The organism is Micromonospora sp. LH3U1 (assembly GCF_028475105.1).
Taxonomy (GTDB): Bacteria; Actinomycetota; Actinomycetes; order Mycobacteriales; family Micromonosporaceae; genus Micromonospora.
Genome location: NZ_CP116936.1, coordinates 3,286,360 through 3,308,693, shown reverse-complemented (window position 1 = coordinate 3,308,693; position 22,334 = coordinate 3,286,360). Strand labels below are relative to the sequence as shown.

The window sequence follows — 22,334 nt, the reverse complement described above, 5'->3', positions numbered from 1 at the left end:
TGGTGCGGGTCGTGTGGGTGAGCACCCCTCACCCCCGCCGGATGAAGCGCTGCGGACGCGGGGCCGACCGGGCCGGCAGCGTCCGTTTCGGCTCCCGGGACGACGGGAAGGCGACGGGCGCAGCCACGATCCCCAGCGGAAGGGGTGCCACCATGCGCAAGCAGATGGAGGGCGACAACCAGAGGCGCCGGGCTCTAGCTCGGCAGGCCCGCGAACAGGGTCGCCAGCCCAGCGAGATCGGCGCCAGCCTGAGCGCCTCCAAGCAGCTCACGAGCCTCGACCAGGGCAAGCGAGCCGGCCCACCGGCGGCCGGACCCCACAAACCGGACAGTACGCGTGGCGGGCCGGCGCCGCCGCCGGTCGGCAGCGCCGACAATCCGAGGCCTCAGCCGTCCCCGCCGAGCGGCGCGGCCGGCGTGAGCAGCATGGGCTACCACGACCTGGTCGACGAGGTCCGGCGTCGGGCCGGGGTCGACTTCAAGACGGCCAAGGTGGGCACCGAAGCGACCGTGCTGGTCCTCGCCTTCGCCCTGGACGCCGCCGAGCGGCAGCGGCTGCTCGCGGCAGTGCCGGCATCGCTGCACGACGTGCTGCCCATCGACGGCATCGAACGGCACCGGGACCTGCCCGGCTTCCTGGCCGAGGTGGGCCGGATCAGCGGCAACACCCCGGAACAGGCCCGATACCAGGCGGAAGCCACCATCGCCGCGCTCGCCGAGCAGGACGGTGACCTGGTCGAGTCGTTGCACGTACCCGACGGGTTGCGTGACCTGCTGAACCCGCCGGAGGCCGGCGGCGGCCTCGTGGGCGCCTCCACCACCACACCGACCCTGGAACCGGACGAGATCAGTGCGGCGCTCGACGACCTGCCGTACTGGGCCGGTGACAGCCAGGGCTTCTATCGGGTTGTCGCGCTGCCGCCGGACAACCTGGACCGGGTGCTCGACCGGCTCGACCGGCTGCGCCAGGACACCGGCCGCGGCCCGAGTATCGGACGTCCGGGGGACACCGCCGCCGTGTTGACCGTACGGACCAACCAGGCCGACGGGGTGACCGCGCTCGACGTGGACCTCGCCCACCAGATCGACGACGCGATCGACGAGGTGGGGGCCGGGATGGCCGGCGGCTGACCGGTCACAGCGGCATGGGCGGGCCGGCGGACCGGGGGCAACCCCGCTCCGCCGGCCCGTCGGCCGTGCCGGGCCACGGGCGGGGTGGGCCGTGGGCTCGGCTAGCGTGCCGGTCATGAACCGCGCCGCCGACCGGCTGGAGTTGGTCGCCGACCCGGCCCGCCGGACCGGCCGGACACTGCTGTCCGCTGGTGTCGAGCAGTCGTACGTGGATGTCGAGGATCCCCGGTACCTGCACTTCGAGTACGTCCGGCGGATCGCCTCGGCGGTGGAGCTGACGGCCCCGGCGGGAGCCCCGCTGAGTGTGCTGCACCTGGGTGGCGGCGCGTTGACGCTGCCCCGCTGGCTGGCCGTCACCCGGCCCGGCTCCCCGCAGCGGGTCGTCGAGCGGGACCCGGCGGTGGTCGAGCTGGTCGCCCGGGAGTTGCCGCCGCTGCCGCCGGAGGTGCGGGTGGAGGTCGCCGACGCCCGGGACGCGCTCACCGCCACCCCGGCCGATCGGTACGACCTGGTGATCGCCGACATCTACCGGGCGGCCCGGATGCCCCGGCACGTCCGCACCGTCGAGTTCGCCGCCGAGGTGGCCCGCACCCTTCGCCCCGGTGGGTCGTACCTGGTCAACGTCACGGACCTGCCGCCACTCGTCGGCACACGGGTGCAGGTGGCCACGTTGCGGGCGGGCTTCGCCGACGTGTGCGTGCTCGGCGACCGACGGATGTTGCGCGGCCGGCGTTACGGCAACCTGGTGCTGGCCGCGACGTCCCGCCCCGGCGGGCTGCCGGTCGGCCGGCTCGCGGTGGCCGCCCTGCGCGACCCGGTGCCCGGCGGCCTCCTGCACGCCGCCGCGCTCGACACGTTCGTCGCTGGCGCCCACCCGGTCACCGACTCGGACGACAGCGGGCGCGACTGATCGGCGTTCCGTCCGCAATGCCGGGTTTCCGACGGCGAGCGCGGGGAAGTCGCCGCGGATGAGCAACGCCGACGATCGGGTGACCGCCCGCCGGACCCTGGTCGTGATCGGTCTGGTGCTGGCGACCGCGTTCGCTCTGGCTTTCGTGTACGCGACCCGCCGGGTGCTGACCTGGGCCGTGGTGGCCGCGTTCTTCGCCGTCGCGCTCAAGCCCCTCGTCGACCGGCTGCAACGCCGTCTCGTCCGGCGTCGGGCGTTGGCCACGCTCCTGGTGTTCTTCGCCGCGTTCGTGCTGCTGGCGATCCTGGCCGCGCTCATCCTGGTGCCGTTGTCCGCGGAGCTGGGCCGGTTCGCCGACCAGGCGCCCGAGCTGCTGCACGACGCCCGCGCCGGCCGGGGCCCGCTGGGGCAGTTGCTGGAGCGCACCGGCGCGCGACGCTACGTCAGCGAGCACTCGGACCAGCTGCGCGATGTCGGCACCAGGTTGCGCCAGCCCGCGGTCGGCGTGCTGCGCGGCATCGTCGAGACGGTCGCCGGGCTGGTCACGGTCATCGTGCTGGCGTACCTCATGGTGTTGGAAGCACCGCGGATCACCCACCGCGTCCTCGCGGCGGCCGGGGACGGCCAGGGTGAGCGGCTGCGCCGGGTGAGCCGGGAGGTGTCGCGCTCCGTCACCGGCTACCTCACCGGCAACCTGCTGATCAGCGTGATCTGCGGGGCGTTGACCTTCGCGGTCCTGGCCCTCAGCGGGGTGCCGTTCGCGGCCGTGATCGCCCTGCTGGTGGCGGTGGCCGACCTGATACCGCTGGTGGGTGCGACCCTCGGTGCGGTGATCGCGGCCGGCGCCGGGTTCCTGCACTCCCCCACCGCCGGGGTGGTGGTGCTGGTGTTCTTCGTGCTCTACCAGCAGGTGGAGAACCACGTGCTCCAGCCGCTCATCCTGTCCCGCGCGGTCCGGCTCAACCCGCTGACCGTGCTGATCAGTGTGCTGCTCGCGGCGGAGCTGGTCGGTCTGCTCGGCGCGCTGCTGGCCATCCCCGCCGCCGGCATCGTCCAGACCCTGCTGCGCGAGTACGGTCCGCGCCGGCTCCGCCCCACCCCACCGGCCGGGCCGGCCGCCCAGTCGCGGCGACCGGCCGGTCCCGCCCACCAGGGCTGACCGGCCAGGTCGGTTGGCGCGCGGTCAGCGGAGTCGGGTCGCGACCTCGGGTGAGGTGCTCTCCAGCGGCACCGCGTTCGCCGGGACCAGCCCGAGCTGGACCGCCGAGCGGGTCAGCGCGGCGTCCAGCACCCAGTCGGCCCCGACGCGGGTGCGGTTCCCCGGCATCGCCATCAGGTGGTACGCCCGGGTGACCGCCTTGGCCGGCAACCCGGCCAGGTTGAGGTGCAACGGGTTCGCCGCCGCGTCCTTGCCACCGAGGTCGACGACCCAACCCAGGTCGTGGTGCTTGTACGGCTTGCGCCGGCCGAAGCCGTACGACGCGGCGATGTTGTGTGCGGCGAGCTTGCCCTGCCGCTGCGCGTGCTGGGCGGTCATCCCGCAGACCGCACCGGGATGGGTCAGGTCAGGCACGGCGGCGGCGTCGCCGCAGGCGTACACCTCCGGGTAGCCGGGGACGTTGAGGAACTCGTCGGTCACCAGTCGGCCCCTGTCGGTGCGCAGGCCCAACTCGTTGACGAACGGGTCGGGGCGCACCCCCACACACCACACCAGGGTGCAGGTCGGCACGTACTCGCCGTCGGTGAGCTTCACCCCGTCGCAGGTCGCCTCGGCCACCGAGGTGCCCATCCGCACGTCCACGCCGCGCCGGTTGAGCACCTTGTGCGAGGTGACCGACATCCGCTTGTCCAGCTCGGGCAGCACCCGGGGCGCAACGTCGAGCAGCATCCAGCGGGGCCGGACGGTGAGCCGTGGCCGCTGGGCGTGCAGCGCGTCGGTGAACAGCTGTCCGTGCGCGGCGACCTCGGTGCCGGTGTAGCCCGCCCCGACCACCACGAACGTGGACCGGGCCTGCTGCTCGGCCGGGTCCTCGGCCTGCTCGGCCAGCTCGATCTGCCGGACGATGTGATCGTGCAGGTAGACGGCCTCGGGCAGGCCGCGGAAGCCGTGCGCGTACTCGGTCACCCCCGGGATGGGCAGCAGCTTGTTGACGCTGCCCACGGCGAGCACCAACCGGTCGTACGCCAGCCGGTTCTTCTCCCCCTCGGGCTGGGTGAAGCCGACCCAGCGGTTCTGCAGGTCGACGTGGTCCGCCTCGCCGATCACCACCCGTACGCCCTTGAGCGTCCCGGTCAGCGGCACGGCGATCCGTCGGGGCTCGACCACCCCGGCCGCCACCTCCGGCAGCAGCGGAAGGTACAGGAAGTAGTCGGTGGAGTTCAGCACCACGATCTCGGCCCGGTCCCGGGCGATCCGGCTCAACGTCTTCGCCGCGTGGTAACCGGCGAACCCGGCCCCCACGATCACCACACGAGGTTTCGTCATTGCGGCCCGTTTCCCGTCGAAGCCCGGGACAAACGTCGAACGGGCGGGACGCCGGTCAGCTCGGCTGGAGCCGGACGTGTCCGTTGGTGCGCACCGCCTCCAGCCCCCACTCCTGGCCGAAGGCACGCACACGATCAGCCGTGATCCGGCCCAGTTCCTCAGGAATGTCCGGATCGAGCACCAGCTGTCCGTCGATCGGGTTGAGCCCCAGCATCGCGCGGACCAAAGCCAGGGGGGTGCCGGCCGCCCACGCCTGCGGGCTGCACGCGGTGGGGTACGGCACCGCGAACACCATGCGCTCCCGCGCGAATCCCGAGAGCGCCTCGGGCAACCGGTGACCGAACTGCTCCGCCGCCTCGAACAGCGCCAGGCTGATCCGGTTCGCCTCGGCCCGGTAGCCGTACCGGGCCAGGCCGAGCACGGCGATCGAGTTGTCGTGCGGCCAGACCGTGCCGAGGTGGTAGCCGACGGCGTTGTAGAGCGACTCCTCGCGGGACAGTGTCCGGATGCCCCAGCCGGAGAACATGTCCGGCGACATCAGTTGCCGCACCACCGCGTCGGCCCGCTCCCTCGGCACGATCCCACTCCAGAGCAGGTGGCCCATCGTGGAGGTCTTCGCGTCGACCACGTTCTTGTCACCGTCCAGGGCGATCGCGTAGTAACCGCCCCGCTCCTCGATCCAGAAGTCCCGGTTGAACCGCTCGTACAGCGTGCCGGCCTCGTCGCGCAGCCGGCGCGCCAGAGCGGGGTTGGCCAGCGGACCGTCGAACAGCTCCGCCAGGCGCACCTTCGCGTCGTAGGTGTAGCCCTGAATGTCGCTGGTCGCCAGTGGCAGCACCGGAATGCGCCCGTCGGCGAAGCACACCCCGTCCGGCGAGTCCCGCCAGCACTGGTTGCCCAGCCCTTCCGGGGAGCGCGTGCCGTACTCGACGTAGCCGTCGCCGTCCCGGTCGCCGTACTCGTCGATCCAGCGCAGGGCGGCCAGCGCGTTGTCCCGTAGGCGCCGGACCGTCTCGTCGTCCCCGGTCCACCGCCAGTACTCGGAGAGCAGAATCAGCCAGAGTTGGGTGGCGTCGGCGGTGCCGTAGTACGGGCCGTACGGCTTGAGCCCGTTGCGGGTCAGCTCGCCGCTGCGCACCTCGTGGAGGATCTTGCCGGGCTCCTCGTCGGTGAAGTCGTCACATTTGTCACCCTGAAGCCGCGCCAGCGCGAGCAGCGCCCCCTTGGCCAGCGCCGGCCCGGCGACGAGAGTCTGGTACGCGGTGATCAGGGTGTCCCGGCCGAACACGGCGAGGAACCACGGCAGCCCCGCGCCGGGCAGCATGATGCGCTGGCCCTTGATCTCCAGGTCGAGCCGCAGTGCGCTGAGGTCGTCGCGGGACCGACGTACGGTGCGCTCCAGCGCCTGGTTGTCGCCGTGCAGCACAGCCCGGTCCTCGGTCCACCGGCGCAGGGGATCGTCGGCCCGGCCGTGGATGATGTCGGCGATGTCGCCGCGGACCGGTTCGACCACCCCCATCCCGGGTGGCAGTGGCACATGCAGGTCCATCTGCCACTGCTCACGCGGGTGCAGGTCGAGCTCCCAGACCAGATCGTCGCCCTCGACGCGGTCGGCCGGCCCCTGGCAGCACACCCGGGTCTCTGCCCAGAAGTCCCCGTTGCGGTAGGAGAAGCACAGCTCGGAGCCATCGGCGGCGTGGTCACGGGTGATCTCCGCGGACCGGTCGCGGACCACCGACTTGACCTCGAACAGATCGGCGAAGTCGACGTTCACGGCCAGCCGCAGCTCCACCCGGACCGGTTCCGGCCGAAACGACCGCAGCTCCACCCGCTCGTGAAATCCGTCGCCGACGTACCGCAGCCGCTCCACGCCCAGACTGTTCGGGGGCAGCCCGGGCAGGTCGGGGTTGGTGAGCACGTACTGCGCCGAGTAGTGGTCGATGGTCTCGGCGCGCAGCACCAGCAGCTCGCTGCCGTTGACGGTCAGCGTCCAGCCGCTGAGCAGTCGGGTGTCCAGGTGGACGAGCCCGCCGATGCTGCCCGGCGGCACGTCCCCACGGGCGTTGGAGTAGAGGAACGCGGGACCGCTCAGCACGGCGAGCGAGTCGGGTCCGAGCTCGGGCGGCATGGCCCGCTGGTCGCCGGCTTCCGTGGCCGCGGCGGGCACGCCGGGGGTCGGGTCCGCAGGGGTCGCGCGCACGACAGCCATGACACCACCGTAGGAACAGGCAACACCAGGTGGCATCACCCGTTCCGGGTGAAGTGCGCGTGGGGCCGGCGTCACGGGGAGGAGGGCCGGGCCGCCGGTCAGCTGGGGGTTGGCGCGGCGGTGATCGCCCACCGCTCGTGGTCGCGCCAGGCGCCGTCGATGAACAGGTAATCCGGGGAGAATCCCTCCAACCGGAAACCGAGCTTGCGGGCCACCCGCCGGGACGGCTCGTTGCCCGGCTGGATGTTCGCCTCCAGCCGGTGCAGCCCGACCGTGTGGAACGCGTGGTCGATCACCAGGGCGACACCCGCCGAGGCGTGCCCGGTCCCGCTGTAGGGCTGGAACGCCGCGTACCCCAGGTAACCGCCCCGCAGCGCACCCAGCACGATCCCGCTGATATTCACATAACCGGCAATCGCACCACTGGCCCGATCACAGATCAGGTAGCCGGCATTGTCCCGGCGGCGGATCCGGTTCAGATAGCGGTCGTACTCCTCGGGGCTGGCCGGCGCGACCAACCACGGGTGGTGCAGGTCCCGACTGCGCCGCACGGCGGCGACGAACTCCTCGGAGTCGGTGGGCCGGGGCCGCCGGATCGCGGCGGGACCACCGGTACGCAGGTATCTCACGGCGGACCACTCTGACCGAGCGGTGCCGCCGTTGTCCAACCAGCCGCCCGATGAGTGGCGCCGCGCGGTCACGTGATCGTGCTCGAACAAGGATGTAGTGGCATCCGGCAGCGCACGTGACCACTACAACACCGATCGAGCACGATCATGCGGGCAATGGCCACGCTAGCGGGACGTCAACAGGCTGAACTCCTGACCGTCGGGGTCCGCCAGCACCAGTCGGCCCGCCCCGTCCTGATCGGTGTCGACTCGCGTCGCCCCGAGCGAGAGCAGACGGGCCAGCTCGACCTGCGGGTCAACGTCGACAGCCGGGGCGAGGTCGAACCGCACCCGGTCCCGCCCGCCGTTCGGCAGGTGCGGCGGACCGCCCCAGGAGATCTTCGTACCGCCGTTCGGTGACTGGATCGCGGTCTCCTCGTCCTGGTCCCAGACCAGCGGCCACCCCAGCGCCTGACTCCAGAAGTACCCGACCTGCTGCGATCCGTCGCAGGCCAGCGCACCGACGAAGCCGCAGCCGGCGAGGAAGTTGTTGCCCGGCGCGATGGCGTCGAACTCGTTGCCCTCGGGGTCGGCGAGCACCACATGATCGATCTCCGGGCCCTGCCCGATGTCGGCGTGCCGCGCGCCGAGCTCCAACGCCCTGGCCACCGTCTGCCGCTGGTCCTCCAGCGAACTGCTGGTCAGGTCGAAGTGCATCCGGTTCTGGACGACCTTCGGCTGCTGGTTCAGGACGAAGCGGAGGTGGAACTCGTTGTCGTTGGTGGGCAGGAGCAGGACGCCGTCGTGTGGATCGTCGACGATCTCCCGCCCCAGCAGCCCGGACCAGAACCGCGCGAGCCGCAGCGGCTCGCGCGCGTCGAAGCTGATCGCGAACAGGTGTGCGGTCATCGCTGCGCTCCTCCCGGCCGACCGGACGCCGTGCCAGCCGTCGGAGCGGGAGCCTAGGGGGTGCCAGGGTCGACCGCACCCGGGTTTCCGGTACCCGGCGGTGAAGGCTGCCCGCACCTGACGCCAGTCCGGATCCGGCGGGGTCATCCCCGCGATGCCCAAGCGCCGCGCGGGCCGCACGTACCGGCTGTTCCATCGACGAACCCTCTGCCGCCTGACTCGACGCGGCGCAGCAGGCAGAAAGACCGTCGTCGGAACGTGCGGCGTTGTGATCCACTGGCCCGGTGAGCCGAACCCTCTCGATCCCCCCGGCCGACGTCCAGGAGCGACTGTCGCGGGAGTTGAACGGCTGGCTGTGCACGTTGCGGCGCGACGGGTCCCCGCACCTGACGCCGGTCTGGTTCGTCTACCTCTCCGCGACGTTCTGGGTCGGTTGTGAGAGCCGCAGCGTCAAAGCCCGTAACGTCCTGACCGACCCGCGGGTGTCAATGGCCCTGGAGGACGGCAACGCGCCAGTGGTGGCGGAGGGCACCGCCCACGTATACCGGAGTGGGTTCCCGAGCACGGTCGTTGAGGCGTTCGCGCGCAAGTACGACGGCTGGGACGTCGGCCGGCAGGTCGGCCCGGACGGCGAGCGGGCGCTGCTGGAGATCCCCATCCGACGGTGGCTGCTCGCGGGCAGCGCCCAGTGAGCCGTCGATGCGAGAATCGGCCGGTGGGGAACGTGCTGACGACGGCTCTGGCGGGTGTGCGGGACGCGTTCGCCCGGTATCCGCGCCGTGCGGTACTCGACGGTTGCCCGCACTGCGAGGGCTCGGTGCTGGTCGACGAGCACGACCTGTTCTCACTGACCATCAGCCTCGGCAACACGGTCGGCGACCGCGCTGACGTGAAGGCCCTGCTCCCCGTACTCCTGGAGAGCCTGCTCGGGTCCGACGAGCTTGACCCGGTCATCGTCCTGGGCAAGCTTCCCCACCAGGAGTGGCGCACCTGGCCGCAGGGCGAGCAAGAGGCCGTCGACGCGTACCTCGACGCGGTGTGGCGGTCACTGCTGGCCGACCACCCATCGCGGCTCGGGTCGTTCACCGATCCGGTGACCTTCCTCGACGCGGCTCGCGCTGCCGGCGAGCGTGCCGAACGATTTCTCGACGTCTGGGACACCACGCTCACCTCGTCCGCTGACCGGCACCTGGCCGAGGTGGTCTGCGGACTCAATTTCGCCAGGCAGAAGCCGAGCGCCCTCGGCGACTGGGTACGCCGGGAGGCGACCCGCGACCGCCTGCACCGCGCATGGGAACGTGACGACGGTTCGCAGTGGGCCGACGACCTCGCCCGGGCCTACGACCTCCTCCGCGCCTGAGCGGTCGTGCCGCTTCGGCCTCCCGAGCAGATGAGCCACGGTGCCAGCCACGGGCTGAGCGCGACGAGACCGACGGCGAGGCCGGTGATGACGGCCTGCCCGATCCGGCCCGGGGTGACACCGGCCGCCGGGTCCAGCACGTAGTTGGCGTACCCGTTCGCGGCCGCGTCCGTCGCCAGCACCGCGCAACCCAGCACGAGCCCCTGCACCCGGCGAGCGGCCAACAGCACCGCCGCCAACGGATCCCACACAGTCAGGGACGTGAAGTAGAACGTCAGCCACCCGGGCAGGGCGAGCTGCGGGCCGAACTGGGGCAGGAGCAACTGCACCACGTGCACCGCGGTGCCGTAGGCGAAGACCAGCACGGCGACCGCCACCACCCACCGGACCGCGAGCGGCACACCACGCCATCGACCGGCGCTCATCCGGCCATGCTGCCTCAGCCGGGCAAGCGTTCCGTCAGAGCGGGCCGGGGAACGGCTGCTCCATCGGCATCGGGACCTGGAGGAAGGTGGTGCCGCGCATGTCCAGCCAGGCCCGGTCGGGTCCGCGGACCAGTCGCAGCATCACCTGTTCGCAGGACGGGCAGCGCGCGACGAGGCCCGGGGCGTGCGAGTAGACGTGCAGGCTGGCCATCGAGCCGGTCATCCCGCAGTTTTCGCAGCGGCCCATCGCGCTGCTCAGGTCGACGGTGAACAGCTCACGCATCGGGCCGTCGAGCATGTTGCCGTCCAGGTACGACATCTCGGTCATCGAATCTCCTCGACCTTGCGGGAGCGAGCGGGCGGTCAGCCGGTGGGGCCGAAGCGTTCGGTCTTGACCCGCCGTGACGGGTGACCCAGGCCCACCAGCAGGTCGGCCACGGTCTCCACGAACCCGGTCGGGCCGCAGACGTAGGTGAGCGGTTGCAGGTCCGGTGGCCAGCCGTGCGTGTTGACGTCCGCCAGCCCGATCCGGTGCGGCTCACCACGCCAACCCTCGGGTGCCTCGCGGGTGTAGACGTACGCGATGTCCAGGCCGAAGTCGTCGCGGATCCGGCGGCGCAGCTCGTCGGCGTAGATCACGTCGCCGGGGGTGCGCACCGAGTAGATCAACCGGAACGGCGCCTTGCTGCCGGTGGCCCGCCGGGACCGGATCATCGCCATCAGCGGCACGATCCCGGAGCCACCGGCGACGAGCTGCACCGGCGCGGTCTCCTCCGGCCGCCAGATGAACCAGCCACCGAGCGGTCCGCGGACCTCCACCGGGTCGCCGTCGGCAAAGACATCAATGAGGTACGGGGACACCTCGCCGTCGTGCACCCGCTGGACGGTCACCTCGATGCGCGGGCCGCCCGGGCCGTCCACGACGGGCCCCGCAATGGAGTACGACCGTGCTGCCTGGTAGCCGTCCGGCGCGGTCAGCCGCACGTCGACGTGCTGCCCCGGCAGGTGCCCCGGCCAGTCCGGCAGCTCCAGCACCAGGGTCTGCGCGGTCGGTGTCTCCACCCGGCGCTCCACCAGCCGGGCCACATGCCACCGGTTGGGCGCGCGGGACGGCGTGCTCGTCGCCACGGCGCGCTCAGTCACCCTGGTACCGCTGTTCGCGCCACGGGTCGCCGTAGTCGTGGTAGCCGGCGGTCTCCCAGAACCCCGGCTCGTCCATCGTCTTGAGCCGGAGGCCGCGCACCCACTTCGCGGATTTCCAGAAGTACAGGTGCGGGACCAGCAGCCGCGCTGGCCCGCCGTGCTCGGCGGGCAGCGGCGCACCGTCGAAGGTGTGCACCACCCAGGCCCGGCCGCCGCGCAGGTCGTCCAGCGGCAGGTTGGTGGTGTACCCGCCGTAGGAGTGCGCGAGCGCGAAGTGCGCTCCCGTGTCGACGTCGGCGAACAGAGTGTCCAGTGAGACGCCCTGCCAGTTGGTGCCGAGCTTGGACCAGCGGGTGACGCAGTGGATGTCCACCATTGGCGTCTCCTGCGGCAGGGCCATCAGCTCCTGCCACGACCACCGGTGTTCGCCGCCGTTCTCGGCGGAGATGACGAACTCCCAGGTGTCCAGTGACACCCGGGGCGTGGGGCCGGCCGAGAGCACCGGGAAGTCCTCGGTCAGGTACTGACCGGGTGGCAGGGCCGGCTCCTGTGTTCGGGGCCGACCCTGAAAACCCGGTGACACGATTCCCATTGCACAGTCGTACCACCCACGCTGGCCGAGGCGGGAGCTTTCCCGCGTACCTCCTTGTCGCCCCGGCGCGGCGCGGTCAGTGCCGCTCCGCGACGACCTCGCGGTCCTCGGGTGTGCCACCGCGGGTGGCGCGCAGACTGGTCACGGTGACCACCACCAACACGCCGATGATCACAACGAGCGAGGCCAGGGTGGGGATCTGCGGAACGCTGTCCCAGATGCCGTGCGCCCAGTGCAGACCCAGCTTGAGACCGATGAACGCCAGGATGGTGGCCAGGCCGTAGCTGAGGTGCACCAGCCGGCTCAGCGCCGCGTGCAGGACGAAGTAGAGGGCACGCAGACCGAGCAGGGCGAACGCGTTGGTGGCGAAGACCAGGTACGGGTCCTCGGTGATGCCGTAGACCGCCGGCACCGAGTCGACCGCGAAGACGATGTCGGTGGCCAGCACCGCGACCACCACCAGGGCGAACGGCGTGAGTGCCCGCTTCGCGCCCTGCCGGACGGTCATCTTGGTGCCGTGGTAGTCGTCGACCACCGGCATGAACCGGCGCAGCAGCTTCACCGCGCGCATGTTGTTGATGTCGACTTCCTGCTGATGCCCGGACATGGCGTCGCGCAGCAGCTTCACCGCGGTGGCGATGAGGATGATCGCGAAGAGCAGGAAGGCGAAGTCGAGGGTCTGCAACGCCGCCGCGCCGAGGGCGATGAAGATCGCCCGCAGCACCAGGGCGCCGGCGATGCCGTAGAGCAGCACCCGCTGGGCGAGCACGGCCGGCACCGCGAACGCGGCCAGCAGCAGCATGAAGACGAAGAGATTGTCGACGGAGAGCGACTTCTCCACCAGGTAACCGGTCAGGTACTCCACGCCCTGCTGGGAGCCGTAGCGATACCAGAGCCAGCCGCCGAACGCCAACGGCAGGGCGATGTAGAACGTCGACCAGCCGATGGCCTCCCGCATGGACACCTCATGCGGGCGCCGCGTGACCAGAAAGTCCAGCACCAGCAGCAGGAGTACGCCGAGGATGGTCACCGCCCACAGCGTGGGCGTGCCCACCGACGACAGATCGCTGGCGGCGGACAAATAAGACACTTCGGTCATCGGGTCTCCTCGAACACGTCATGTTCGAGGTCTCCTTCACCCACCACCTGATGGGCAACCACCCGAGGCGCGCCGGGCGCGCCGTACTGACCGGAATGGTTCGTGGGAAGTACTCCCCTCGCACGACAAGGTTAGGCCAGGCTGAATCGCCACGCCAAGCGGGACATCAGTGGTTGCCCTGACCAACAGCTGTGTACGCCCTGCGGAGGTGGCACCGTCAGGCGCGGCGCAGCGTCGCGCCCGGTGCCATCGCCTGCTCCACCAAGCCCCGGTAATCCCGCGGCAACTGGGTGGCCACGTCATCGAACTCACCGCCGGTGATCGCCTCGCGCAGGGTGGTGAAAACCGCCCGGACGGCATCCCGGGCGGCAGGCTCCTCCACACCGGCACGCAACGCGACCCGGGCGACGAACTCGGCCGCCCCGAACCGGTCCGCCTGCTCGGTGCTCGGGCTCGGCTTGAGGACCAGTTGCAGCGGCTGGGGCAGCTGGGCGGCAAGGTCCAGGACCTCACCACCGGTCAGCCGCTCACCGAACGTCTCCAACACGGCCCGGGTCAGCTCGACCGCCCGCTCAGACGACGTCGCGGTGCGCTGGGAAACCTGGTCGATGAAGGTGTCGTAGTTCATCGCGTACTCCCTCGGGCTCGCGTCGGCGCCTGCGGGTACCCGCGCCGGCGGGTTGGAAACGGTCGGGTTTCCTCCGCCCGGCGGGCGTGACCAGCCGGCGTGCGGGTAACCGCCGCCGGTCGTGACCACGTCGATGCCCCGAGGGAGCCCCTGCCATGGCGAGCTACGCGGACGTCCTGCAGTACCTGTCGAGCCTGGACTACCCGGCCGAGAAGAACGAGGTGGTCCGCGAGGCCGAACGGGAAGGCGCCCCGCCGGACGTGCTGAAGGCGTTGCGCGCCCTGCCGCCGGTGGACTACGCCAACGGCACCGAAGTGGCCCGGTCTGCCGGGATCGAGGCGGCGCCCGAGGTGAGCCCCGCCCAGCGGGCCGAGCAGGCCCGGGACAAGAAGCACAACCGGGTCTCGCAGCATCTACGCGGCATCTGATCCGGCGGTGGCGGCTCTGACGCGGGGGCGTCGCCGATGAACCGAACCGGCCCGTCCCGGCCAGCGGATGTGCGTTTCCCGGCCGCGGTGGTCCAGCTCGCCGTGGTGGCGGTGGCCGGCGTCATCGCCGGCTGCGTCTTCGCGCTGCTGCTGCCACTGCCGCTCGCCGCGCTGGCCGGCTGGGACGTGGGCGCACTGAGCTGGCTCGCGCTGGTCTGGCACAAAATCTGGCCGATGGACGCCGAGCGGACCGCCCAACTGGCCGTACACGAGGACCCGAACCGGGCGATCCGCGACGCGCTGCTGCTCGTCGCCTGCCTGGCCAGCCTGCTGGCCGTGGGGTTGGTCGTGGCCAGCGCGCAGAGCGCGCCACCCGGCCTGAACCGAGAACTACACAGCGGCCTGGGCGTACTCAGCGTGGTGCTCTCCTGGTTCGTGGTGCACACCGTGTTCGCCGCCCGGTACGCCCGGATCTACTACACCGGCCCGGACGGCGGGGTGAACTTCAACCAGCCCGAGCCGCCGCGCTACTCCGACTTCGCCTACGTCGCGTTCACCATCGGGACGACGTTCCAGGTCTCCGACACCAACCTGACCAGCAACGAGATGCGTCGCACGGTGCTGCGGCACTCGATGGTGTCGTACCTGTTCGGCGCGTTCATCATCGCCGTGACCGTGAACCTGCTGGCTGGTCTGGCCCGCTGAGCGGGCGCGCCGACCCCGGTGGCGACACGGGGCGGGGCTGAACGAAACGAAACGCCGGGGCAGGCGGGCGCCCCTGGTCACGAACCGCGACCCAGGGCGCCACGCAAGCCTGCCCAGGCGGTGAACCGCTCCCGAACCGGTCGCGGTCACCAGGCGGTGGATGCCCACTCGAACCGAGCGGCCAGCACTGCCGGGTCCAACCATACGACAGAACATCCTCCGTTTGGTCAATTTTCGCCGAAGTGTGGGCCAGGGCACGTCACGGTCGGCTTGTCACCTCCGCATACCGATGCTCAAGCTCCACCCGAGCCAGCGCCCCCACCAACCAGGCAAGCCGCTCCGATTCGCCGCTGGCCAGGCCGGCCAGGTCATCCGCCGACCTGCCCAACCCGAGCCGGCGGGCCGCCGCCAACGCACGCCGGTCGGCAACCGGGGCCACCTCCCGCCACAGCGCCTGCGCCTCGCGCAGAAACAGGTCGACGACCTGATCGTCCACGCCGGGAAGCTCCGCGAGGAGCGCCCGCTCCCGGACCGGGTCATGGTGCGCCACCGCCCGCAACCGGCGCAGATCGCCCCGGTACCGCTCGACCACCGTACGAGCCAGGTCCCCCAACACGTCGGCCAGCGCGTTCACGTCGCCACGCTGACCGCTGGCGCGCAGCACCCGTACCCGGTCCTCGTGCAGCGAACGGGTCAGCCGGGCGGCGCTGTCCCACCCTTCGTCGCGCATCGCCCGCGCCCCGTCCAACGCCCGGCGGAAGTCGCCACGACGGGCCAGCAGCACCGAGAGGTAGAGCACCTGGAACAGGCTCGCCGGGTTGTTGGTCACGCGGAAGCCGTACTGCTCGGCGAATCCTCGCCCGCTGCCGGCGAGCCGGCGGGCCAGCCGCTTCCGGTCCTCCAGCGGATTGATCAGAGTGGTCGGCATGCCGGCGACTACCCGCGCGACCGTCGGTCACACGCGGATGCGCCGGTCCCCGACGGGCGGGGCGTCAGCCGTGCAGGCCACCGGTGCGGTCGCGAGCCTTGAGGCGAGTCGTGGGCAGGGCGGGTGCCGGCAGCGGCGGCGCCGAGTCATCGGCGACCACACCGAAGCGCGCGTCCCCGGCCATCCAGTCCTCCCGGGCGGCGGCAACCTCCTCGTGCGAGCGGCCGACGAAGTTCCACCACATCACCAACGGCTCCTCGAACGGCGTACCGCCCAGCAGCAGCAACCGGGCCCCAGCCCCGCCGCGCACGGTCAGCTCGCGGCGGCCCGAGCCCAGGTAGAGCAGCGCCCCTGGCTCGAACCCGACCTCGGCGGCCTCCGCGGAACCGGACATCGCCAGCACGGCGTACTCGAAATCGGGCCGCAACGACAGCGTCGTCGGCGCCTCGCCGCTCAGCTCCAGCTGCACACCCACCAGCGGGGTGTGCACCACCGCCGGTGACCGCTCCCCGGCGAACTCGCCGACCAGCAGGGTGACGTCAAGGTCACCGTCACGCCAGCGCGGCAGGTCAGCGTGGTGCGCGAAATCCGCCGCCCCGGCTCGCGCGGGGTCCGGCAGTGCCACCCAGAGCTGTACGCCGTGCATCACCGGCGGATGGGTGGCCGGCGACCGCTCGGAGTGGGCGATGCCGTTGCCGGAGGTCATCACGTTCAGCTGACCGGGACGGATCGGCTGCACGTTGCCGAGGCTGTCCCGGTGCAGAATCTCACCGTCCAGCAGCCAGGTCACCGTCTGCAGGCCGGTGTGCGGGTGCGGCGGCACCTCCATGCCGGGCCGCTGCGCCACGTCGTCCGGGCCAAAATGGTCGACGAAACACCAGGCGCCAACCATCCGGCGCTGGCGCTGCGGCAGCAACCGCCGCACAGTGGTGTACCGACCCAACGGCACGTCGTGGCCGGGCAGCAGCACGCTCCCGGGATCGACGTCGGCCACACCAGGTGGCCGGGTCTGCGCCAGCATTGATTCAGTACGCTCCACCGCCCGACTGTACGCTCACGCCCACCCACGGCCGCAGCGCTTCCGGCACGGCCGGTGACCGGGGCTCACCGGGTGCTGGATGACACCGTCACGCTGTTCGCGCCCGCGACCAGGTCGAGGTAGACCCGCTCGGCCGCACGGTCCCACCCGGGGGTACCGAGCACCGCACCCGCGGCCACCCCGTCCCAACGTTCGCCGCGTACGACGACCGACCCGGCGCCTGCTCCCACCCGAACCCGGACCGGCGTCTCCCCCGGCACCCGGACGTCGAGCTGGCTCGTCCCGCCGGTGAGCCGCACAGTCATGGTGCCGGTGCTGCCTGATCTGGTCGGGCTGGCGGTGCTGCCTTCGCTTGTGACGCTGCCATTGTCGGCGGCGCTGCCATTGCTGGCGGCGCTGCCATTGCTGGCGGCGCTGCCATTGCTGGCGGCGCTGCCATTGCTGGCGGCGCTGCCATTGCTGGCGGCGCTGCCATTGCTGGCGGCGCTGCCTTCGCTGGCGGTCGTGATCGGCGGTAGGAGGATTTCGGTGCGGGCCGACCCACCGGCGAGTTCCACGCCCAACAGCCGGGCCCGGGTCAGATCCAGCACCTGGCTGCTCACCCCACCGGCCAACCGCAGACGCCATCCGCCGGGCTGCTGATCCGGTAGAGGTCGTCGCCCAGATCGGCCACCCGCAGGTCGAACGAGGACAGCCCGTCAGCGAGCACAAAAGTGCCTGTCTGCCGACCTGCCAGCGGCGCGGTCATCGTCTGCTCGGCAGCAGCACCCGCACCGCCCGGGCCACGACCAGCCGCGTCCGGCTCGACGATGCCACCTGGACGGCCGGCGCCGTCAGGCCGGGCACCGTCGGTTGCGTCGGAGTAGGTCATGCCGAGGCGTCGCGGCGCAGCAACGATCGCGGCCGCCGCCGCCGCGCCGAGAACCAGCACGACCGCCGCCGCAGCCACCAGCAGGCGAGCACCGACGGACCAGCGCCGGCCTGATGCCGCATCACCGGCAGGTTCCGGCTGCTCTCGCGGTTCACCCTCCGTGCCGTACCCCACTGCGGCCATCCTTCGTCCCTCCGCCGGTCCCCGCCAGGAGGTACGTGCCCGCCAGCCGATCGGATCACTCCGCGCCGATCACGCCACTCCGCTACGTCGCCTACGCAGATCTTGGACACTTTCCGTTCGCGCGCAACGGAAACTGTCCAAGATTGACAGTCGTCGTGCGGACAGGATGACGCCGCTGGCCGGCACCCCGGGTGGGGGTGCCGGCCAGCGGTCGGTGTTCTGCGGTGGGTCAGCTGTTCCAGTGCTGGGCGACGAGGTCGGTGGCCTGCTGCTCCCACTGGGCGTAGGCATCCGGGTAGGCCGAGACCTGGACGGTCTGCGCGGCCTCGGTCAGGGGCATGTCCTGCCACCCGTCAACCTGCTTCAAACCCTTGAGGAACGCGGTGGTGGAGTAGGCGGGGTCGGTGATCTGCTCCGGGGTACCCCAACCGCTGGTCGGGCGCTGCTGGAACAGGCCCAACGAGTCGTGGTCGTTGGCGTCGCCGAGGTGGCCCAGGTTCTCCAACTTCGACTCCTGCAGACTCGTCGCGATCGAGATCACCGCGGCGCGCTCGGGCAGGCCGGCCTTCTTCGTGGCGGCGATGATCGCCTTGACGTTCGCGGTCTGCTCATCGTTCAGAGGGATCCGGGACTGGTCGCCCTGAGTGCCGTGCGGGATCAGCTTGCTGGTGTCAGGCTTGTCAGCCTGCACCGCGACGGCGACGGGCTTGCCCTCGACCGGGGTGGCGGCGTGGGCGGCGATCGGGCCGGCGAAGACACCACCGGCGAACGCGAGACCAGCAACGGACAGCATGCTCTTACGAATGATCGTGTTCATGAGGGTTAGCTCCTTCGGGGGTAAGGACACCCGCATACCAATCGGGGGAACAGTGGCGCGGGTGTGAGCACCTCGTCCGGCGCTGCACATACAAAGGGGAAAGGTCTGGGGTCGGCGCCTACGGTGGCTTCGGCGCCGGGGTCGGCGGCTTACGGGCGGAGCTCGTGGCGCCGGGGTCGGCGGCCTACGGGCGGAGGGCTCGTGGCGCCGGGTTCAGGTGTAACGACCGGGGGGCCGGGGTCATTCCGGGGTGGCCCATCCATCGGCAGCCTCGTGGAGGCGGTGGCCGGGCGGTCGTTCGTGGGGACTGCAACGACCGGGCGGGGCCCGGCATTCCAACCCCGGGGGGATCGGCTTTCCAACCCCTGGGGTGGGGTGGTGGGCCGGTGGTGCTGCGATCGTCAGAGTATGTAACGACCCCGGGCCGGCCATGATTCCGGCCCACGGGTGCGACCGGTCACCACCCACAACCGCCCACGGCCGGACAAATCACCCACAAGGACCTGCCGCCGGCGACACCAAACCACCCGGCCCCGGGATGATTCACTCGCCTTCGCGGAAACTGCGGTATCTGGCCGTCCGGACACCCCGACATCACGGAAACCGAGTCGATCACGAACAGACTGGACCCCGTCGGGCGCACACATACCAGGCAAAAGCCCCTTTTGTCCTTCGGTCCCGGGCTGGGCTGACCTGACGCGTGCGCCGGACCGGGCACACGCCAGGTGACCGGGGCACGCACTGGGGACCGCGCACGCGCTGGAGCACCGCGCACGCACCGGGTGACCGGATGACCGGATGACCGGGTGAGCCCGAACGACCCGGACAGCCCTCGAGCGACCCCCACAGCCCAGGCGGACAGGCGGCAGGCGGACAGGCGGACAGGCGGACAGGCGGACAGCGCAACCGAGCGACCAGGCGGACAGCGCGACCGGGCGACCGGGCGGGCCGGGACGGCTGGTGCGGCGGGACGGCTCTCACGCCGCGAGGCGGGAGCGGACCTTCGCGGCGCAGGCGTCCAGGACCGTCTGTGCGTCCAGCCCCAGGCTCTCGATGGCCACCAACGCCGTGAAGGCGACGTCGGCCAACTCCGCCGCGACGTCCTCGCGGCTGTGGGTGACGCCTTTGCGTGGATTCTGACCGAGCAGACCGATCCAGGCGGCCGACGCTTCCCCCGCCTCCTCGGTCAGCTTGAGGATGCGGCAGGTCAGTTCGGTCTGCCCCGTACCGTTCGCTGCGTCCAACCAGCTGCGCGACGCCCGGGCCGCCTCCCAGATCGACTCTTCCACGGCGACCAGTCAACCCGACCGGCACACCAGCTCACGCAACCGGGTACGGCGGCGCGGTCGCGACCAACGACAGGTGCGTGGCCGACGGGAAGGGCCACCCAGCCGAACCACCGGACCACGGACCGCCGAACCACCGGACCCAGCCGACCGGCACCCCAGCAACCAGCCGCCTGCGCCGCTCCGCCGCTGCAGGGAGAGCCGGCCGCGTCGAGGCGTACGGCCTGGTCTGATCGGCCGGACAGTTCTGCTTGACCGGCCGATCAGCGAAGCCATTGACACTGGTCGACGGCGGTCCTAGGTTCAGGGCGCTACCGGCCGGTAGGCAACCGTCCCGCCTGGTCGCCCCCGGGCGACATCCGTCCGATGGGGAGCATCGATGCTGTCCACACCCTTTCGTACCCTCCGCCGTCTGCTCGCTGCCACCGCGACGCTGACCCTTGCGGTCGGGCTGGCCGGTGCTGCGCCGGCCAGCGCCACCGGTCACGACCCGACGGGTGGCCAGCCGCTGCCCGGGTACACCATCGAGAATCCGCCGTTGGCCCCGCTGGTTGTGGGCGGCAAACCGACGACGGTACGTCAGGGCGTGCACCGCCACGCCGGGTACATCATCGAGGTTCCCGCCCGATGGAACGGCGACCTGGTGCTGTGGGCGCACGGCTACCGCGGCCAGGGCACGGTGCTCTCGCCGGAGCCGCCGGGCTTCGGGATGCGCCAGCGTCTCCTGGAGCAGGGGTACGCCTGGGCGTCGTCCTCGTACGACCAGAACGGCTTCGACATCCGTTCGGGGGTGCTGGGCACCAAGGATCTCGCCGACCACTTCGGGCGGACGGTCCGCCGGCCGCACCACACCTACCTCGCCGGGGTGTCGATGGGTGGGTACGTCATCGGTCGCTCGCTGGAGCAGTACCCCGGCTACTACGACGGGGCGCTGCCGATGTGCGGGGTGCTCGGCGATCAGACCCTGCTCGATTTCTACCTGGACTACAAGCTTGTCGCGCAGGCGCTCGTCGGTGTGCCGGCCTACCCCACGCCGGCCGACTACCTGACCAATGCGGTGCCCCGCATCCAGGTGGCGCTCGGCCTGGCCGGGTTGACCCCCACCGGGCCGGACACCACCACCGACCGGGGCAAGCAGTTGCGGGCGATCACAGTGAACCGTTCGGGCGGGCCGCGCCCCGGCGCGGACGCGGCGTTTGCGGTCTGGAAGGACTTCCTCTTCTCGATCACGGTGACCAGTGGTGGTGTCTCCCCCGCCGAGCGACCCGGTCAGCTCTCCACCAACCTGCTCACCCGTTACACCCCGAACAGCCCGGTCAACGTCAACGCCACCGTGCAGCGGGTCGCCCCGGAGAACGTGGTGCAGCGGCTCCTGCCGACGCTGACCGAGGTGCCCCGGATCGCCGGCAGGCCCACCGCGCCGGTGCTCAGCCTGCACGGCCTCGGTGACCTCTTCGTGCCGTTCAGCATGGAGCAGGCGTACGCCACCGACGTGGCGCGGCACGGTCGCAGCAAGATGGTGGTCCAGCGGGCCATCCGGGCCACGCAGCACTGCGAGTTCACCCCGGCCGAGGCCGGCGCCGCCTGGGATGACCTCGTGTCCTGGGTACGCACCGGCAAGCGCCCGGCCGGCGACAACGTGACCGACCCGGCGGTGGTGGCCCGACCCGACTATGGCTGCCGGTTCAGCGACCGGGACGCGTACGCCGCTGGCGTCGGCACCCGCCGCCTCTACCCCGCCTGCTGAGGTACGCGGACACAACGACACCGGCCGGCTCCCGGAAAGGGGGCCGGCCGGCGTTGTGTGCGGGTGTCACCAGATCTGCTGGACGATGTCCGCCGCCTGCTCCTCCCACTGCGCGTACGCGTAGGGGAAGGCGGAGACCTGGACGGTCTGCGCGGCGGCGGTCAGCGGCAGGTCCTGCCAGCCGCCGACGTTCTTGAGTGCGGTGAAGAACGCCGTGGCGGCGTACTCCGGGTCGGTGATCTGGTTGGGCGTGCCCCAACCGGACGACGGTCGCTGCTGGAACAGGCCCTGCGAGTCGTGGTCGTTGTACGCGCCGAGGTGGCCGAGGTTGTACAGCTTCGACTCCTGCAGCGAGGTGGCGACGCCGATCACCGCGCCCCGGTCACCGACGCCGGTCTTCCTGGCGGCGTCGACGATCGCCCGGGCGTTGGCGAGCTGCGCGTCGTCGAGCGGAACGCGCGACTGTGCGCCTTCGATGCCGTGCGGAATCAGCTGGTCGCGGGTCGGCTTGCCCGCCGGCGGCTTGCCGGTGGCGGAGCCGGTGGTCAGCCCGGACTCGACGGGCTGGTCCTCCTGGCGGGCCGTGGTGGGGGCCTTGCCGGTGGCGCGGTCGATGGCGGCGACGGCGCCCTGGTGCGGCCCGGAGGTGACCGGGGCGGCGACCGCGGTCGGCGCGAGCGCCAGACCACCGAGGGCGGCCACACCCACAACGCTCAGAGCGGTCTTGCGGTACGAATCCTTAGCGATGGCGGGGAGCCATCGAGTGAAGTCGACCTTCACGATGGTTGCCCTTTCGATCGTGCGGAGCGCTCCGGGGTGAACACTCCTCGGG

25 protein-coding genes are annotated in these 22,334 nt (G+C 71.3%); 8 read left to right on the top strand and 17 right to left on the bottom strand.

Annotated elements, in window-relative coordinates:
* Positions 1 to 152 precede the first annotated feature (152 nt).
* From PCA76_RS14960 to PCA76_RS14950, 3 genes are all read left to right on the top strand, one after another.
* On the top strand, positions 153 to 1,130 hold the full coding sequence (locus tag PCA76_RS14960) for a DUF2267 domain-containing protein (RefSeq protein WP_272618689.1): 978 nt from the start codon (positions 153 to 155) through the stop codon (positions 1,128 to 1,130).
* A gap of 115 nt (positions 1,131 to 1,245) precedes the next feature.
* Positions 1,246 to 2,040 (top strand): spermidine synthase, encoded by a 795-nt coding sequence (locus tag PCA76_RS14955; protein WP_272618687.1) that lies wholly within the window; start codon positions 1,246 to 1,248, stop codon positions 2,038 to 2,040.
* 58 nt (positions 2,041 to 2,098) lie between these two features.
* Positions 2,099 to 3,199, top strand: coding sequence for an AI-2E family transporter (locus tag PCA76_RS14950; protein WP_272618685.1), 1,101 nt, complete (start codon positions 2,099 to 2,101; stop codon positions 3,197 to 3,199).
* A gap of 24 nt (positions 3,200 to 3,223) precedes the next feature.
* Here the strand turns inward: PCA76_RS14950 and PCA76_RS14945 are convergent, their stop codons facing one another.
* The 4 genes from PCA76_RS14945 to PCA76_RS14930 form a co-directional block, all read right to left on the bottom strand.
* Positions 3,224 to 4,525, bottom strand: coding sequence for an NAD(P)/FAD-dependent oxidoreductase (locus PCA76_RS14945; protein ID WP_272618684.1), 1,302 nt, complete (start codon positions 4,523 to 4,525; stop codon positions 3,224 to 3,226).
* 55 nt (positions 4,526 to 4,580) lie between these two features.
* Complete coding sequence (locus tag PCA76_RS14940) at positions 4,581 to 6,734, bottom strand: amylo-alpha-1,6-glucosidase (RefSeq protein WP_272618682.1); 2,154 nt, start codon at positions 6,732 to 6,734, stop codon at positions 4,581 to 4,583.
* A 98-nt stretch (positions 6,735 to 6,832) separates the two neighbouring features.
* Positions 6,833 to 7,363: a GNAT family N-acetyltransferase gene (locus PCA76_RS14935; protein ID WP_272618680.1), complete on the bottom strand. Its 531-nt coding sequence runs from the start codon at positions 7,361 to 7,363 to the stop codon at positions 6,833 to 6,835.
* 165 nt (positions 7,364 to 7,528) lie between these two features.
* Complete coding sequence (locus PCA76_RS14930; RefSeq protein ID WP_272618678.1) at positions 7,529 to 8,251, bottom strand: VOC family protein; 723 nt, start codon at positions 8,249 to 8,251, stop codon at positions 7,529 to 7,531.
* Positions 8,252 to 8,535: 284 nt separating this feature from the next.
* Here PCA76_RS14930 and PCA76_RS14925 point away from each other — a divergent pair, with 284 nt between their 5' ends.
* Positions 8,536 to 8,943, top strand: a complete 408-nt coding sequence (locus tag PCA76_RS14925) for a pyridoxamine 5'-phosphate oxidase family protein (protein ID WP_272618676.1) — start codon at positions 8,536 to 8,538, stop codon at positions 8,941 to 8,943.
* 23 nt (positions 8,944 to 8,966) lie between these two features.
* On the top strand, positions 8,967 to 9,611 hold the full coding sequence (locus PCA76_RS14920; RefSeq protein WP_272618674.1) for a hypothetical protein: 645 nt from the start codon (positions 8,967 to 8,969) through the stop codon (positions 9,609 to 9,611).
* Here the strand turns inward: PCA76_RS14920 and PCA76_RS14915 are convergent.
* The 6 genes from PCA76_RS14915 to PCA76_RS14890 all read right to left on the bottom strand — a co-directional run bounded on the left by PCA76_RS14915 (position 9,590) and on the right by PCA76_RS14890 (position 13,498).
* The gene (locus PCA76_RS14915) at positions 9,590 to 10,036 is read right to left on the bottom strand and encodes a hypothetical protein (protein ID WP_272618672.1); all 447 of its coding nucleotides are present in this window, start codon (positions 10,034 to 10,036) and stop codon (positions 9,590 to 9,592) included. The two genes, PCA76_RS14920 and PCA76_RS14915, sit on opposite strands and share 22 nt — an antisense overlap.
* Before the next feature lie 34 nt (positions 10,037 to 10,070).
* Positions 10,071 to 10,364 carry a DUF6510 family protein gene (locus tag PCA76_RS14910; RefSeq protein WP_272618670.1) on the bottom strand — a complete coding sequence of 98 codons (294 nt, stop codon included), beginning with the start codon at positions 10,362 to 10,364 and terminating at the stop codon, positions 10,071 to 10,073.
* Positions 10,365 to 10,399: 35 nt separating this feature from the next.
* Entirely contained in the window at positions 10,400 to 11,164 is a 765-nt protein-coding gene (locus PCA76_RS14905; RefSeq protein ID WP_272619384.1) for a ferredoxin reductase, read from the bottom strand.
* A 7-nt stretch (positions 11,165 to 11,171) separates the two neighbouring features.
* The gene (locus PCA76_RS14900) at positions 11,172 to 11,771 is read right to left on the bottom strand and encodes a sulfite oxidase-like oxidoreductase (protein WP_272618668.1); all 600 of its coding nucleotides are present in this window, start codon (positions 11,769 to 11,771) and stop codon (positions 11,172 to 11,174) included.
* 76 nt (positions 11,772 to 11,847) lie between these two features.
* On the bottom strand, positions 11,848 to 12,870 hold the full coding sequence (locus PCA76_RS14895) for a TerC/Alx family metal homeostasis membrane protein (RefSeq protein WP_272618666.1): 1,023 nt from the start codon (positions 12,868 to 12,870) through the stop codon (positions 11,848 to 11,850).
* Between the two features lie 217 nt (positions 12,871 to 13,087).
* The gene (locus tag PCA76_RS14890; protein ID WP_272618663.1) at positions 13,088 to 13,498 is read right to left on the bottom strand and encodes a DUF2267 domain-containing protein; all 411 of its coding nucleotides are present in this window, start codon (positions 13,496 to 13,498) and stop codon (positions 13,088 to 13,090) included.
* A gap of 155 nt (positions 13,499 to 13,653) precedes the next feature.
* Here PCA76_RS14890 and PCA76_RS14885 point away from each other — a divergent pair, with 155 nt between their 5' ends.
* On the top strand, positions 13,654 to 13,926 hold the full coding sequence (locus tag PCA76_RS14885; protein ID WP_272618662.1) for a DUF2795 domain-containing protein: 273 nt from the start codon (positions 13,654 to 13,656) through the stop codon (positions 13,924 to 13,926).
* A 36-nt stretch (positions 13,927 to 13,962) separates the two neighbouring features.
* The gene (locus tag PCA76_RS14880; RefSeq protein WP_272618660.1) at positions 13,963 to 14,631 is read left to right on the top strand and encodes a DUF1345 domain-containing protein; all 669 of its coding nucleotides are present in this window, start codon (positions 13,963 to 13,965) and stop codon (positions 14,629 to 14,631) included.
* Between the two features lie 259 nt (positions 14,632 to 14,890).
* On the opposite strand, the gene PCA76_RS14875 is transcribed toward PCA76_RS14880, so the two are convergent.
* The 6 genes from PCA76_RS14875 to PCA76_RS14850 all read right to left on the bottom strand — a co-directional run bounded on the left by PCA76_RS14875 (position 14,891) and on the right by PCA76_RS14850 (position 19,758).
* Positions 14,891 to 15,559: a hypothetical protein gene (locus tag PCA76_RS14875; protein WP_272618658.1), complete on the bottom strand. Its 669-nt coding sequence runs from the start codon at positions 15,557 to 15,559 to the stop codon at positions 14,891 to 14,893.
* Positions 15,560 to 15,623: 64 nt separating this feature from the next.
* Positions 15,624 to 16,598, bottom strand: a complete 975-nt coding sequence (locus tag PCA76_RS14870; RefSeq protein WP_272618655.1) for a pirin family protein — start codon at positions 16,596 to 16,598, stop codon at positions 15,624 to 15,626.
* Positions 16,599 to 16,663: 65 nt separating this feature from the next.
* Positions 16,664 to 17,200 carry a hypothetical protein gene (locus PCA76_RS14865; protein WP_272618653.1) on the bottom strand — a complete coding sequence of 179 codons (537 nt, stop codon included), beginning with the start codon at positions 17,198 to 17,200 and terminating at the stop codon, positions 16,664 to 16,666.
* Positions 17,197 to 17,652: a hypothetical protein gene (locus PCA76_RS14860; protein ID WP_272618651.1), complete on the bottom strand. Its 456-nt coding sequence runs from the start codon at positions 17,650 to 17,652 to the stop codon at positions 17,197 to 17,199. The genes PCA76_RS14865 and PCA76_RS14860 overlap by 4 nt, the downstream gene beginning before the upstream one ends.
* A gap of 229 nt (positions 17,653 to 17,881) precedes the next feature.
* Positions 17,882 to 18,469, bottom strand: coding sequence for a hypothetical protein (locus PCA76_RS14855; RefSeq protein WP_272618649.1), 588 nt, complete (start codon positions 18,467 to 18,469; stop codon positions 17,882 to 17,884).
* Between the two features lie 977 nt (positions 18,470 to 19,446).
* A complete protein-coding gene (locus PCA76_RS14850) occupies positions 19,447 to 19,758 on the bottom strand; it encodes a MazG-like family protein (RefSeq protein WP_272618647.1) in 312 nt (103 codons plus the stop codon).
* 376 nt (positions 19,759 to 20,134) lie between these two features.
* Here PCA76_RS14850 and PCA76_RS14845 point away from each other — a divergent pair, with 376 nt between their 5' ends.
* Positions 20,135 to 21,502 carry a hypothetical protein gene (locus tag PCA76_RS14845; RefSeq protein WP_272618645.1) on the top strand — a complete coding sequence of 456 codons (1,368 nt, stop codon included), beginning with the start codon at positions 20,135 to 20,137 and terminating at the stop codon, positions 21,500 to 21,502.
* A 66-nt stretch (positions 21,503 to 21,568) separates the two neighbouring features.
* Here the strand turns inward: PCA76_RS14845 and PCA76_RS14840 are convergent, their stop codons facing one another.
* Positions 21,569 to 22,282: a hypothetical protein gene (locus tag PCA76_RS14840; protein ID WP_272618643.1), complete on the bottom strand. Its 714-nt coding sequence runs from the start codon at positions 22,280 to 22,282 to the stop codon at positions 21,569 to 21,571.
* Positions 22,283 to 22,334 lie beyond the last annotated feature (52 nt).